The organism is Dyadobacter sp. 3J3 (assembly GCF_009801115.1).
Taxonomy (GTDB): domain Bacteria; phylum Bacteroidota; class Bacteroidia; order Cytophagales; family Spirosomataceae; genus Dyadobacter.
Map to the genome: position 1 here is coordinate 76,197 of NZ_VTOL01000013.1, position 13,800 is coordinate 89,996.

Below are 13,800 nucleotides of genomic sequence, written 5' to 3' on the forward strand. Positions count from 1 at the left end.
AATATTTAAAATTACTTTTAGTGCCACTGCTTTTTTGCAACATGTCAATTTTTGCCCAAAAAATTGACACATCTGCCAATCGTGTAAAAACGGATTTTTCAATCCCATTGAAGCGAATTGGCACCCTAAAATCCAAAAAAGCAACTGAAATCAACAGTTCCAACTGGATTATTGGCTGTGAAACCCTGGATCGTGATTTAACCGATTATGAACAGTACAAAGAATATCTTGTTCCGCTGGGTATCAAAAAATTGCGAATGCAGGCTGGTTGGGCGAAAACCGAAAAGGTAAAAACGCAATATGACTGGGCCTGGTTAGATAAAATCATTGACGATGCACACCAAAGAGGTTTACAGCCTTGGTTAGAAACCGGTTACGGCAATACGATTTATCAAGGTGGCGGCGGCATCAATCTAAGTGCAGGGATTCCATCTTCCGATGAGGCGCTGAAAGCCTGGGATAAATGGGTAGCGGCTTTGGTGGAAAGGTACAAGGATAAAGTGACAGATTGGGAAGTTTGGAACGAACCAAATTTTGGAGATAATGAGATCAATACGCCGGAAAAAGTGGCGGAGCTGAACATCAGGACTGCAGAGATCATCAAACGGATTCAGCCGAAAGCCAGAATATCCGGCCTGGCGATGGGGCATATCAACGTGAAATATGCCGATACCTTTTTCAAAACCATTCATCAAAAAGGAAAAATGAACCTTTTCGACAACATGACCTACCATGACTATGTCTATAATCCCGATGCCAATTATGGTAAGGTGGCCGAACTGAGACTGGTTCTGGACAAATATGCGCCGCAGGTAAAGTTGCGCCAGGGCGAAAACGGCTCACCTTCTTTCGGTGGCGGAAACAGAGGAGCTATCGGAGATTATGACTGGTCCGAAATTTCTCAGGCAAAATGGAACATCCGGAGAATGCTGGGCGATTTGGGTCATGACATCGAATCAAGCATCCTGGGGATCATTGAAATGAACTACGGCGCCACCAGTGGGCCGATCACAAAGATGAATGTAAAAGGCATTATAGAGTCGGATACTTCAAAAAGAGCCATTCGCCCAAAAATAGCCTATTATGCCATGCAAAATGTTGCTTCTGTTTTTGACGATCAGCTGGTCAGGATCAAGGATCTGGAAGACACGCACAACACCAATGCAACCATCGGAAAGGGTGAAGTGCGCTATAACAAAGGAACCGACAGAAGTCTCGCTGTTTACGCCTACGAACATAAAAACTCGAAAAAGCAGGTTTTTACGATTTGGAATAATGAGTATATCCCAACCTCTTCGAACGCGACCAGAAACATCAATTTTACTGTTCTGAATGGCAATTTTGAAAATCCGGTTTATGTAAATATGCTCACCGGCGGCGTATACGAAATCCCGCAGGATCAGTACAGCGTGAAAGGAAATAAGTACATTTTCAAGAACGTCCCGGTATATGATTCGCCTGTTTTGATCGCAGATAAATCGGTAATTATTTTTAAGTAAAAAGGCCAGGCTGTTTCAATCGCTCATAAAAAAATTGTTAATGAACTTCTCAATAACCCGTCGTGAAATGCTCGCTGCCTCTGCATCGTTACTTGCCTCAGCCTCCGCTTTTGGGAAGTTGCAGCGGGAAGAAGTTTACGCATACCTGATCGCTACGGTCACAGGCGCATCAGCGACTTTGCCGGAAGGAAAATACATTCCATTCGAATGGGGATTCGGTGAAATTTCAGCAGAGAGCGAAGGTGTGAAATTATCGTGGAAACAGTCGGATTTTTCTATAAATGGTCCTGCCCTGCTTCGTCTTACCAGTGCGACGGATGTGCGTGAAGAGCTGATTTTGGAAGTGAGAACCTCCGTTACCGGTAAAAAAATCGCCGATTGGGATATGCGTTTTGCCGCACTTTTACAGCCCTTTGAATTACAAATTCCCCGTGAAGATCTAAAAGCAGTTTTTGCAGAAGGAGTCACCGTTAAAATGATAAAAGGGACAAAACCTTTTTGGTTTTTTAATGCAAATAATACTTCGAACACGGCGCCAAAATCCTATTTGCCACACTTGTTGACCTATGAAGAAAATACAAAAAAAGATACCGGATCTCCGGACCGCTGGAAAGATCGCCTGCTATCGCTGGGATCCATACAGACTTTTGGCTGGCAGCAAGGCATTGTTTGGGACGGACTTTTAGAGCTGAGTCAGCATGCTACTCAGGCGAGGAACGTTTTAATGCAACAGCTGGATCTGTATTTTGCCCAAAATAGCCTGGTATACTGCAATTTAAATAATATCAAAACGGTTAAAGAAATCCATACGGTAGAGTCGATATTACCCTTTGCGATTTTAGCACAGACGAATCCAACCCACCCATTGCTTCAAACGGCTGTTGCTTTTTGTGAAAATCATGCCAATGCAAACGGTGTAATCGCAGACGGAACGGGAAATAACCGGATCATTAAAACAGAGGAATGTTATACAGTAAGTTACCCGCTTGCGGTACTTGCAAAAACGTTGAACAGACCGGAATTGGCACAGCTGGCCATTCAAACCCTGATGGCAAGGATCACACTGCTTGAAAAAGGAAACAGTATTTACCAGCGCGGCACCGAGCAGGGCGAACTGTATTTTGAAAACTGGGGACGCGGAGTGGCCTGGTATCTGTTGGGATTGGTGAAAACCCTGGCCCATTTACCCGAAAGCGATGAAAAAACAGTGATCAGGACTGCTTTCCAAAAAGCTGCCGAAAAGGTCATGGCATATCAGCAGCCCAATGGTTTATGGTACTGCTTTTTCCACAAACCAGAAACCGGTTTGGAAACCTCCGGTACGGCAGGGATCGCAGCCGCATTCAGCTACGCTTTTCAGCACGGTTTGGTTGATAAAAAAGTGAAAGCCTGTGCTGTGAAAGCTGAAAATGGTCTTTTGTCTTACCTTACGGCAGACGGATATTTGACAGGTACGGCCCAGGTCAACAAGGGTGGAGATGCCTTACAAGAAAACGGATTCAGAATTATTTCGCCTTATACCCTTGGGTTTTTAGCCCATTTAAATATGACAAAGCAATGAACAAACTGCAAACGCTCGATTACGCAGCCATTCTTCTGTATATGGTCATGGTATCCGGCATCGGTATTTATCTGGGCCGGTATGTGAAGAATATCAACGATTATTTCAAGGGCGGAAATTCTGTGTCCTGGGTCGCAAATGGCATCAGCAATTTTATGACGATGTTCAGCACCTCGATTTTTGTTGCCTATGCAGGAATTGCATACAGTCACGGGTTAGTGGCTTTGACGGTGATCTGGTGCTCCGTACCACCCTCTGTATTTGCCGCTTTGGTTTTAGCAAAACGCTGGCAAAGAGCCGGTATCATGAGTCCTGTGGAATTTCTTGAAACGCGGTTCAATGCGCCGGTCCGACAAATGCTTTCGTGGGGAGGGGTAGGATTTAAGGTGCTGGATGAAATGATCAAACTCTACGCCATTGGACTTTTTGTAGCCACAGCAACCCAAATTCCGCTCGAAACCGCCATTCTTTCCTGCGGTATAGTAGTTTTACTCTATACGGTTGCTGGTGGTTTGTGGGCTGTGGTGGTGACAGACGTGGTACAATGTATCATTTTGGGACTGGCAACCGTCATTTTGTTGCCGCTATCATTGCAGGCAGCGGGAGGATTTTCCAGTTTGAGCGCACAATTGCCCGAGCACATGACCTTTTTCAATGGCCCAAAGGGACAACCTGCCTATTTGATTGTGTATTACATCATGGTTTTAATAAAATTTTGCGGAAACTGGGCATTCATGCAGCGTTTTTACAGCGCAGAAACAGAGTCGGATGCACGTAAAACGGGCTGGTTATCAGCGTCCTTATTTTTGTTGTTCCCGATCATTTTTTTATTGCCCGCCATTGCTGCCCGCGTGGTCATCCCCGAGCTGAAAGACCCCGAAATGGCTTATGTGAGTATTTGTCTGAAGTTACTGCCGCAAGGGTTAATGGGGCTGATGATTTCGGCGATGTTTGCCGCAACGATGTCGACGCTGAGTGCCGAATACAATGTGACAGCCAGCGTGATTACCAGCGATATTTACAAACGACTGTTCAATCCCAATGCAACTTCAAAACAGCTCCTGCTAATGGGCAGGGCATCGACAGTTGCGCTGGGATTGATGGTGACTGTTGGGGCCCTTTTTGTCGGCGGATTTGGAGGAGCTTTTGAAGCCAACAAACTATTTACCGGGCTATTTGCTATTCCTATGGTCATTCCTCTGGTATTCGGGATTCTGATGCGTAAACCCAATCCGGCTGGTGCCATCGGCGCCGTTATGGGCGGTGTAATTATTGGTTTGGTATTAAATGGTTTTTCATCGCTATCATGGGAAATAGCCACACTCATCGAGATGATTGCCTGTTTCCTTATTTTCTGGTTATCGGGGCTTCTGAAAAGTAAAGACCAGGCTTATAACCATCGGGTAACTGCTTTTTTCGCAAAGCTGGAAATCCCGATTTCAAGGGTAAAAAATTCGACAACCAATGCGATGCAACCGATTCTTCGGAGGTTATATGGCGTTGCGCTGGCTAGCACGGGCTTGCTTTTTGCGGTACTTGGTATTCCTTCTATGGGCGTTTATAGCGGAAAAATGGCCATTGCAGCTGGTGTGTTGTGCTTAACTGCTTCGTTTTTTCTATTTAAAATAAAAAAGAAGGAAACGACCAAAAAACCGATAAGCCAGATTCATTGAAATGAAAAACATCATCTATATACATTCAGGCATTAACAATTGATTTAATATGTCCAGTTTATCAAACAAAGTAGTATTTATCACAGGAGCATCAAGCGGAATCGGAAAAGCCACCGCACTGATGCTTTTGGAAGCAGGCGCGAAAATCTTCGATTTTAGCAGAACAAATAAACTTTCAGATGAAGTTTCGCACGAAAATTTACGATCATTCAAAGGTGATGTAAGCGTTGAAGGAGACGTGATCGCTGGTTTTGCAGCCTGTGTAGAAGCGTTCGGAACGGTAGATGCTTTGCTAAATAATGCAGGCTTGGGACTCGTTTCACCAGACCTTTCTTCAACAGAACTGGATGCCTTTGAGCAGATGTTTGACGTCAATGTAAAAGGTGTTTTTCTATGCAACCGTGAAGCTTTAAAGATCATGAAAAACAACAAGTCCGGCCATATTCTGACCGTGATTTCGATGGCCGGACAAAGAACAAATCCTAATGCACCGGTTTATTGTGCCTCAAAATTTGGCGCAAGAGGTTTGAGCAGCGGTATGGCCGACCAGGCCCTGAAACTCGGGATCAAAGTAACGGACATCAATCCGGGGCCCACCGATAGCAACTACTGGGGGGACCGGCAAGTACCACGAGAGAAGTTTCTGAAGGCTGAAGATGTTGCAAGGGTGATCACCTTCGTATTGGATCAGCCTGAATACGTGCTGATTAGAGAAATTAATTTTGATAACATGAAATTCTTAGCCTGATGAATTCCAACGGACATATTTCCAAGTCACCCTTCCCGATTCCTGTTTCAGAAATGCGGGAACGTTATCTAAAATTATACACGGGCGCAGTTAATGATGTGCTTCGGTTCAATTACCAGATGCACGCCACAAGTCTGCCGGCTGCTTTCGCTCCTTTACGTGAAAAAATGAAGCTTGCCGGTATGGCATTTACTGTAAAAGGAGGGCCGGATATCACCACCGAAGGAGAATTTGAAATGCGGGCAGAGATGCTGGAAGCATTGCATGAAGATTCTGTCGTGGTATGGGATTGCACAGGTGATATGGTTACCTCGCAATGGGGCGAGGTGATGACCATGGCAGCGATGAAAATCGGTTGCCGCGGTGCAATAGTCAACGGCATTAGAGACACGATGGCATTACTGGATCTGGGTTTTCCGATATTTCATAAATACAAAGCGAACACGGGCATGTTGGGGAGGTTCAGGATGTATCATTACCAAAAGCCGATCCTGATGGGCGAAGTGATTGTCAATCCCGGAGACTGGCTTTTCGGTGACGTCGACGGTGCAATCTCAATCCCACAGGCCATTGCTTACGATGTGCTGATCGCTGCTGAAAAGTTACTTTTCAAAGAAGACGAGATCCGGATCATGGTTGAAAGCGGAATGAAACCGACAGATGTGGTTAAAAACGGGGGATACTTCTGATATGGCGATTTTTTTGAATGATACAGAGAAGGAAATCATAGGTAAAGAAATCGGTAAACAAGATTCGTTGATTTCTGTTTTCTATGCTGCACTTCAAAAAAGAGTGTACCGGAGAGTTGCCTGGGGAAATTTACTTGGCCCGGATGCAACCACGATCTGGTGGCATTCTGCGGCGGAATATTTGTCAGATGCGGCAATTTGTTATGCGATAGAGCCTTCCCCGGCATTGGCGGACTGGCTCTGTGCCATTACGCTTGAAATCGTTAGAAAACCGCCTTATGAGTGGGTAGGTCCCCCTTTTCGTGATCATTCAGAACCGCTGACCGGTCATCTGGAAACTGCGCATATTTGCTGGGGAATTTCCGCAGTTTACGACCTTGCAAAAAACGTATTCTCTGAAATTGAGCAAACAGAAATCCGCGATGCACTTCGCGAAAAAGGCATCGGGTTATGCCGTCAATGGATTGAAACAAATAATCATCTGGCCAATTGGCGAAGTGTTTTGGTCAGCGGCGCGCTAGTTTCGGCAGTCGTTTTAGAAGATGAAAAAACGGTAGCTGAACTACTTCCTGAGCTGAAACTTTGCCATGAAGCCATGCAGGACGATGGATCGTACGGCGAATCTTTGCAATATGGAAACTACCTGCTGCTGGCACTGACTTTCGCAAAAGAAGCGGTTTTTAGAAAATACCCTTCAATGGCGCAGGATGTTCTTCCTTCATTTGATTCATCGGCAACCTGGTTTGCAACGAGTATGTTTTATGCCAAACCACTCGTTGGCTGGGGCGATGAACCACGGGCCAGAGCAGCCAATTTTAATGATAGTGCCGCCATTTTTCGTCCGTCTGGTGATCTGCTTTTGCACATGGCCGTTCGGGGTCATTCTGAATCTGCAAAAGGTTTGGCGAAATGGCTTTTTGAAAAATACTATGCATCAGTACCGGAACAAGGACCACACGATCTGGCAACTTTGGGCATGAGAAACGACTGGGGCTTTTTGACCTTGCCGCTCTTAACTTATCCAACAAAGGCCATTTCACCAGAAGAAGCTGACTTACCTTTAACGGCTATTTTCTCAAATGGAAATGCATTTATCAGAGATGCCTGGCATGGGAAAACCATCATTGCCACCAACGGAGGAAGCCAGCCGCTTAACGGTTTGGGGCATTTGCATGGCGACTTGAATAGTTTCATTCTAGTACACAACAACGAGCGCCTCCTGGCTGATCCGGGTCACAGCTGTTACCGGAACCTGATCCACGGATTAGAAAGCAGTTCACAGACACACAATACCTGCACCTTTTTGATTGAAAAAGAATCTTTGGGTTTGCAGGAAGATTTGGCAAAAGCCTCCTTGTTGGAGCAGAAAAGCGTTTTCCCAAGAAGGATTATCGTTGATGGAAAAGGTAGTGAGAAAATTGACCGAGGCGATAAACTTCTGATTTGTGAAAAAGACGATGTGATTTCAGTCATCGGTTCGGAAGTGGGTAAAGCATATGGGCAACCTATTCAAGAATTTTCAAGGTTCTGGATTTTGGCAGGAAGTAACGCTTTATTTGTAATTGATAGTATAACAGCCGATTACCCGGAAAATACCATTTGGAACTGGGTTGTGAATAACCGGGATGGAAAAGCAATATGGCAAATGGAAAATAACTGCTTAACTGTTCGGAAAAATGACTCCGGCATGAAGCTCTTCCATGGCGGAAACGGCTCGTTTTCGTATCCTGTTCATGGATTTTTACACGATGCTTATCACCCAGAACCGAATCAATTAGGCGAAGGGAGATCGGGCGATAGCTATGTGTTTCGTTTTACAGAAAAAGAAAAATTGGCAACTCGCACTGTAGTGCATGTCATTGCCTTGGATAAACCTGATTTGTTGGTTAACTGGAATTTGGAAGTAAGCCGGAATAACTATACACTAAAAAGCGATACTAAATATTGGACGTTAAAAATCAATGATGATGATTCTTTCTCATTGAGTTCGGGGCATGGACGCACTTGGAATTTAAGGAAAAATGAGGAGCAATATGAACTGGAACGAATTGAATAAGCCATGAGAGACCTCGTTTTATTTTACGTTTTATTTATTTCATCGACACATTTTGTTGTCGGCCAACCACCGATTCCTAAAAAGCAATTTCACCTGTTTCTTTTGGCAGGCCAGTCAAATATGGCAGGGCGAGGAGTTGTGGAAAATGAAGATAAAACGACACACCCACGCGTGTGGATGCTTAACAAAAGTAATCAATGGGAATTAGCTGCTGAGCCTTTGCACTTTGATAAGCCCACCGTTGCAGGCGTTGGTCCAGGGCTTGCTTTTGCCAAAGAAATGGCTAAAATGGACACGAATATTGTGATTGGCCTCATTCCTTGTGCTGTGGGTGGTTCGCCCATTGGCGTTTGGGAACCTGAAAAATATTACGAACCAACTAAAACTTATCCCTACGATGATGCCATTCAACGAACCAATATAGCCATGCAAAAGGGTATTTTGAAAGGCATTTTATGGCAGCAAGGCGAATCAGACAGCGACTCAATTTTGTCAATTATTTATTTGACAAAATTAGAATTGCTGGTTAAAAATTTTCGTAAAAATCTCAAAATCAAGGACTTGCCATTTGTAGCCGGGAAAATAGCGGATTTTTACATTGCAAACCATGCTTATGCAAATAAAGTAAATGAGGCAATTGAACAACTACCAAACCAAACTAAATACACCGCGGTCGTAAGTTCTGCTGGCTTAAAACACAAAGGCGATGACACCCATTTTGACAGTGCATCAGCCAGGGAATTGGGAAAAAGATATGCAACTGCTTTTCAGGAATTTAACAAGAAAGAAAAATGAAATTCATAGGAATAGACCACCCGGCCGTTGCCGCCGATGATGTCGAAAACCTGGCTGATTGGTATTGTAACGTATTCGGCTATGAAAAATGGTTTCGGCATCGAAACGTCGAACCGGACAAGCCCGTTTGGATGCTGAGAGCGCCAGATAATACTTTACTAGAAATTATGCCAAAAGATGAAACCATCAGACAAAGCCGCACTACCTGGACTCCTGGCTGGTCACATTTGGCTTTTCGGGTTGAAAATATTGAAGAATCCATCACATTTTTAGATGCAAAAGGCATCGTTTGGGGAGGAGCAGTGATTAACGCCATCGGCGGTGGAAAGGTAAGAAACGCCTTTGATTGTGAAGGAAATATGATTCAAATTTTAGAAAGAATAAATTTATGAGCTCATTCAAAATCAAGGGTTTAGATCACCCGGCCGTTGCTGCGGGCAACGTTGATACACTTGCCGACTGGTATTGCGAAACATTGGGCTTTGAAAAAATATTCAGAGACGACAGGCCCATATGGCTATTGAAAGCACCCGATGATTCAATTTTAGAGATTTTACCGAATGATGGGAAGCCTCGTCCGGAGCGCACTAACCTAACTTTGGGCTGGTCGCACGTAGCTTATGGTGTTGATGATATTGAAGCAGGAATTGCTCATTTGGATACATTCAAAGTGGAATGGATAAGCCCGCTTTCGCCCGCAACGGGTGGCGGACAAGTCCGCACATTCAAAGACCCGGAAGGAAATACATTACAATTGGTCAAAGATAAAACTCCCGCAAAAGCAAGGGAAAATAAGTCTATTGATAGCAAAAAAACTAAAAATATGAAAGCATTACAGTATGAAGGAAATCATTCCTTCACTTTAAAAACTGTTGAAAAACAACCAGTTAAAGCCGGCGAAGTACGTCTAAAAATGGCTTATGTTGGCGTTTGTGGCACAGATGTGCATATCTATCACGGCAAAATGGATGCAAGGGTGAAGCCACCTCAAATTATCGGGCATGAGGTTTCGGGCGAAATTGAAGAAATTGGAGAAGGGGTAACAGGCTGGCAAATAGGTGATAAAGTTACTGTTCGCCCTTTAAATCCAGGTGCAGAAGTTCCATCCGATAACGGTTTCAGGCATATCGGCCAAAATCTTAAGTTTATAGGAATCGATTCTGCGGGAGGCATGCAACAGTACTGGAACGTTCCTGCGTTTACACTACACCGTTTGCCGGATAACCTCTCCTTAGCACTGGGCGCGATGATTGAACCACTAGCTGTGGCCTGCCATGACATCAGGCTCGCCGGGCTGAAATCAGGAGAAAATGTTGTAGTCCTTGGAGGTGGACCAATCGGTTTGCTGATTGCACTGACAGCTCGCCAGAAAGGTGCAAATGTCCTGATTTCTGAGGTTAATGAAAACCGGAATTCATTTATTCAGTCGCTTGGTTTCAACACGGTCAACCCACTGAGTGAAGACGTGCTTAAAGCGGTAGAAGAATTCTCCGATGGTGCGATGGCTGATGTGGTTTTTGAAGTTTCTGGTGTGCAGGCAGCTGTTACGACGATGACACAACTATGCAGGGTACGCGGACGGATTGTGATGGTAGCGATTCACCCGGAACCCAGACAGGTGGACTTGTTTCGCTTCTTCTGGAAAGAAATCCAGTTGATCGGGGCACGTGTATATGAACCGGAAGACTTCGAAGAAGCGATCGCTGTGGCAGCATCCGGGGTTTTACCACTTGACAAACTGATCACTGAAATTGCCCATTTGCAAGATGCCAAACGGATTTTCGAAACCATCGACAGCAACCCGGCCGGGATGAAATATATTCTTGAATGTAACCCTCAGCTGGCAACTTTTTAAGAGAATCCATTTCAAAAACTGCGGCCCTATTGGCCGGATTCTACATTGGAATCAAAACACATTGTAAACACGAAAGAGAGATATGAATGTACTGGACGCTTTTAAAATAACAGGAAAAACGGCACTTGTAACAGGTTGCAAGCGCGGAATCGGAAAGGCGATGGCGATCGAACTTGCCGAAGCGGGTGCGGATATCATTGGTGTATCAGCTTCTTTGGAACTTACCGGCAGCGAGATAGAAAAGGAAGTAGTAGCGCTTGGAAGGAAATTTTATGCCTATCAGTGTGATTTCAAAAATCGCGCTGATTTGTATGTATTCATTCAAAAAGTGAAAGCAGAATGCCCTCCGGTGGATATTTTAATCAATAATGCAGGAAATATTCTGCGTAAACCCGCTGCGGAGCATCCTGATGAATACTGGGATGAAATTATTGAAATTAACCTTAATGCGCAGTTCATTCTCGCCAGAGAATTTGGTAAAGACATGGTCATAAGAGGAAATGGGAAGATCATTTTCACCGCTTCATTGCTCACTTTTCAGGGAGGCATCAATGTGCCGGGATATGCTGCCAGCAAGGCGGGAATCGGGTCGCTTACCAAGGCATTAGCAAACGAATGGGCTTCAAAGGGAGTTTGCGTGAACGCCATTGCACCGGGCTATATTTCGACCGATAATACAACTGCCTTACGGGCCGACGGAGACCGGAATACCGCGATCCTGAGCCGGATTCCGGCCAACCGGTGGGGCAATACAGATGATTTTAAAGGGCCCGCAGTATTTCTGGCCTCACCTGCATCCGATTACGTAAACGGAACGATACTCACGGTGGACGGTGGTTGGATGGGAAGGTAATCCAGAAGTTACCTGTATGAAAGTATTTCTGACTGTCACGTTCAGAACTGGGTGGGCAAAGCAAAAGCAGAAAAAAATAATGGATTATATTGACTAAATCATGGACAAATTTATTCACACGAATTACGGATGCCACGTTGGTCCGGGTATTCACAAGCATAAGCAGTAAAACCATAAGTGGCTTTTAAACCACATGAATGCAAACGTTTGCGTAAACGGTTATAAAATTCTTCGATTTTTAGGTAGTTGATTTCGTAATTTTGGATTTTTGTTAAACCGGCTTTTGAATGTTACGCATTTTTGCTGTTTGAGGGTAGATGGATAAATTACCGGTCTTAGAAGAATATTAACATTAAAAAGTAGTTCAGCTCAATTTATGGTTTTAATTTTTTCGCCAGATGATAAGGGATAAACTGACTCCGCAAGAGCATAGATCTTTGTGGGATGAATTTAGGTCCGGAAGCCAGGATGCATTTTCTCGGCTCTACGAACTGTTTTCAGCTGACCTTTACAGGTATGGCTACAATCTGGTGCGTAACAGGCAACTGGTCGAAGACTGCCTGCATGAACTCTTCTTGCACATTTATAACAATCGTCATAAAATCGGAACCACGGATAATATCCGGTTTTACCTGTATCGTGCACTCCGCAGGCGCCTTACTGATGCTTCGGCCAGGCTCAATAAACTGGATTCGGAAGACTATATTTTTGACCGGGCTGAATTTTTAATCCAGTCTTATGAGACTGAGCTTGTAGAGCAGCAGGTTGTTGACCGGCAAAAAGAGGTGGTGGTGGCCGAGCTCAATCGGCTGCCAAAGCGTCAGAAAGAAATTTTGTACCTGGTTTTTATGAAAGAGCTTAGTTACCAGCAGGCAGCCGAAGTGATGAATATTACCATGAAAAGCGTATACAATACCATTCACGTAGCATTGTCGGCATTACGGATTTCCGTCATTGAACGGCTAAATCGTGAAGGTATATTTATCAATGTGAGCATTGCCGTCCTTGTAGGGTACATGGTAAGAATACGGTAAATTAATCACCGGGAAAACGGGAAAATGCTCATAAAGTACGTTTAGCAATGAGATGCCTGTTGTTTGAGCATCTTTTAAAATAATTGAAAACATGGAAAAGGAAGATCAGCCGGAGGATCATATAAAAAAAATTCAGTTTAAAGAAAACTCGCCTTCACAGGAGGACCTGGAAAGGATAAGAAAGAGGATTTGGAATGATATAAATAAGCACGAAGTAATTGTTCCATGGTGGAACCGCCCGTATTATCTAGCTGCGGCGGCAGTTTCATTTCTGGTGGTAGCGTTAGGTATTGGGTGGTGGAATATAAATCAGGAAAATTATAAGACTGCCTATGGCGAGATTAGAAAAATTACGCTGGAGGATGGATCCCGGGTAACACTTAATGCCAATTCCACTTTAAAGATTGGCAATAATCTCGACGATAACAAGGTTAGGGAGGTTTGGCTTACCGGGGAAGCTTATTTTGCCATTGCCAAACACAACGGGGCAAAGTTTATCGTGCACACTACGGAAGCAGAGGTGGAAGTACTTGGCACTGAGTTTAACGTGATCGCGAGAAGGAAAAATACCAAAGTGGTGTTGCACGAAGGCAAAGTAAAACTTCACGCCCCAAATCTGCCCGCTGTGATAATGAAGCCTGGTGACATGGCAACTGTTATGGATAAAAAGCAGCCGATCGAGCTGAGGATTGTGCGCACGGAGCTTTATGATTCGTGGAAAGAATCGATGATGGTCTTGGATGACAAGCCCGTGTCTGAAATTGCAGAAATGCTTCAGGACAATTATGGAATCCATATATCCTTCGCTGACACGTCTTATTTAAACAAAAGATTAAATGGGAAACTGAGCCTTAAATCGACGGACGATTTTATCACAAACCTGGCTACTATTCTGGATTTGGAGGTTGAAAAGAGAGATGAAACGTTTCTTTTTAAATAGCACAAGCTAAAATTAAAAAAAATCAGAAAAAAATCATAGAAAAACGGGAAATGTCGGTAGGTCGTCTGTTTGACAGTTGAAAGCGATACAAATCATT

At 44.2% G+C, this 13,800-nt stretch carries 12 protein-coding genes; all 12 read left to right on the forward strand.

All coding sequences use genetic code 11. The annotated features are described in order from the left end of the window. Positions 1–41: 41 nt before the first annotated feature. The 12 genes from FZF08_RS24605 to FZF08_RS24660 all read left to right on the forward strand — a co-directional run bounded on the left by FZF08_RS24605 (position 42) and on the right by FZF08_RS24660 (position 13,703). Entirely contained in the window at positions 42–1,499 is a 1,458-nt protein-coding gene (locus FZF08_RS24605; RefSeq protein WP_229216684.1) for a GH39 family glycosyl hydrolase, read from the forward strand. 40 nt (positions 1,500–1,539) lie between these two features. Next, positions 1,540–3,060, forward strand: a complete 1,521-nt coding sequence (locus FZF08_RS24610) for a glycoside hydrolase family 88 protein (protein WP_159474976.1) — start codon at positions 1,540–1,542, stop codon at positions 3,058–3,060. Continuing rightward, a complete protein-coding gene (locus FZF08_RS24615; protein WP_159474979.1) occupies positions 3,057–4,733 on the forward strand; it encodes a sodium:solute symporter family protein in 1,677 nt (558 codons plus the stop codon). Before FZF08_RS24610 ends, FZF08_RS24615 begins: the two co-directional genes overlap by 4 nt. A gap of 49 nt (positions 4,734–4,782) precedes the next feature. Further along, positions 4,783–5,481, forward strand: a complete 699-nt coding sequence (locus FZF08_RS24620) for an SDR family oxidoreductase (protein ID WP_159474982.1) — start codon at positions 4,783–4,785, stop codon at positions 5,479–5,481. After that, positions 5,481–6,170, forward strand: coding sequence for an RraA family protein (locus tag FZF08_RS24625; RefSeq protein WP_159474985.1), 690 nt, complete (start codon positions 5,481–5,483; stop codon positions 6,168–6,170). The genes FZF08_RS24620 and FZF08_RS24625 overlap by 1 nt, the downstream gene beginning before the upstream one ends. After that, positions 6,142–8,226, forward strand: coding sequence for a heparinase II/III family protein (locus FZF08_RS24630; protein ID WP_229216685.1), 2,085 nt, complete (start codon positions 6,142–6,144; stop codon positions 8,224–8,226). Before FZF08_RS24625 ends, FZF08_RS24630 begins: the two co-directional genes overlap by 29 nt. A gap of 3 nt (positions 8,227–8,229) precedes the next feature. Next, on the forward strand, positions 8,230–9,021 hold the full coding sequence (locus FZF08_RS24635; RefSeq protein ID WP_159474987.1) for a sialate O-acetylesterase: 792 nt from the start codon (positions 8,230–8,232) through the stop codon (positions 9,019–9,021). Beyond that, entirely contained in the window at positions 9,018–9,413 is a 396-nt protein-coding gene (locus tag FZF08_RS24640) for a VOC family protein (RefSeq protein ID WP_159474990.1), read from the forward strand. The genes FZF08_RS24635 and FZF08_RS24640 overlap by 4 nt, the downstream gene beginning before the upstream one ends. Further along, positions 9,410–10,876: an alcohol dehydrogenase catalytic domain-containing protein gene (locus FZF08_RS24645; protein WP_159474993.1), complete on the forward strand. Its 1,467-nt coding sequence runs from the start codon at positions 9,410–9,412 to the stop codon at positions 10,874–10,876. The genes FZF08_RS24640 and FZF08_RS24645 overlap by 4 nt, the downstream gene beginning before the upstream one ends. A gap of 82 nt (positions 10,877–10,958) precedes the next feature. Further along, positions 10,959–11,729, forward strand: coding sequence for an SDR family NAD(P)-dependent oxidoreductase (locus FZF08_RS24650; RefSeq protein ID WP_159474996.1), 771 nt, complete (start codon positions 10,959–10,961; stop codon positions 11,727–11,729). 398 nt (positions 11,730–12,127) lie between these two features. Next, positions 12,128–12,763, forward strand: a complete 636-nt coding sequence (locus tag FZF08_RS24655) for an RNA polymerase sigma factor (RefSeq protein WP_159474999.1) — start codon at positions 12,128–12,130, stop codon at positions 12,761–12,763. Positions 12,764–12,854: 91 nt separating this feature from the next. Beyond that, positions 12,855–13,703 (forward strand): FecR family protein, encoded by an 849-nt coding sequence (locus FZF08_RS24660; protein WP_159475002.1) that lies wholly within the window; start codon positions 12,855–12,857, stop codon positions 13,701–13,703. Positions 13,704–13,800 lie beyond the last annotated feature (97 nt).

Coding starts and splice junctions, on each gene's coding strand:
- FZF08_RS24620 (WP_159474982.1), top strand. CDS start 4,783: ATGTCCAGTTTATCAAACAAAGTAGTATTTATCACAGGAGCATCAAGC.
- FZF08_RS24640 (WP_159474990.1), top strand. CDS start 9,018: ATGAAATTCATAGGAATAGACCACCCGGCCGTTGCCGCCGATGATGTC.
- FZF08_RS24605 (WP_229216684.1), top strand. CDS start 42: ATGTCAATTTTTGCCCAAAAAATTGACACATCTGCCAATCGTGTAAAA.
- FZF08_RS24660 (WP_159475002.1), top strand. CDS start 12,855: ATGGAAAAGGAAGATCAGCCGGAGGATCATATAAAAAAAATTCAGTTT.
- FZF08_RS24650 (WP_159474996.1), top strand. CDS start 10,959: ATGAATGTACTGGACGCTTTTAAAATAACAGGAAAAACGGCACTTGTA.
- FZF08_RS24630 (WP_229216685.1), top strand. CDS start 6,142: ATGTGGTTAAAAACGGGGGATACTTCTGATATGGCGATTTTTTTGAAT.
- FZF08_RS24635 (WP_159474987.1), top strand. CDS start 8,230: ATGAGAGACCTCGTTTTATTTTACGTTTTATTTATTTCATCGACACAT.
- FZF08_RS24615 (WP_159474979.1), top strand. CDS start 3,057: ATGAACAAACTGCAAACGCTCGATTACGCAGCCATTCTTCTGTATATG.
- FZF08_RS24655 (WP_159474999.1), top strand. CDS start 12,128: ATGATAAGGGATAAACTGACTCCGCAAGAGCATAGATCTTTGTGGGAT.
- FZF08_RS24610 (WP_159474976.1), top strand. CDS start 1,540: ATGAACTTCTCAATAACCCGTCGTGAAATGCTCGCTGCCTCTGCATCG.
- FZF08_RS24645 (WP_159474993.1), top strand. CDS start 9,410: ATGAGCTCATTCAAAATCAAGGGTTTAGATCACCCGGCCGTTGCTGCG.
- FZF08_RS24625 (WP_159474985.1), top strand. CDS start 5,481: ATGAATTCCAACGGACATATTTCCAAGTCACCCTTCCCGATTCCTGTT.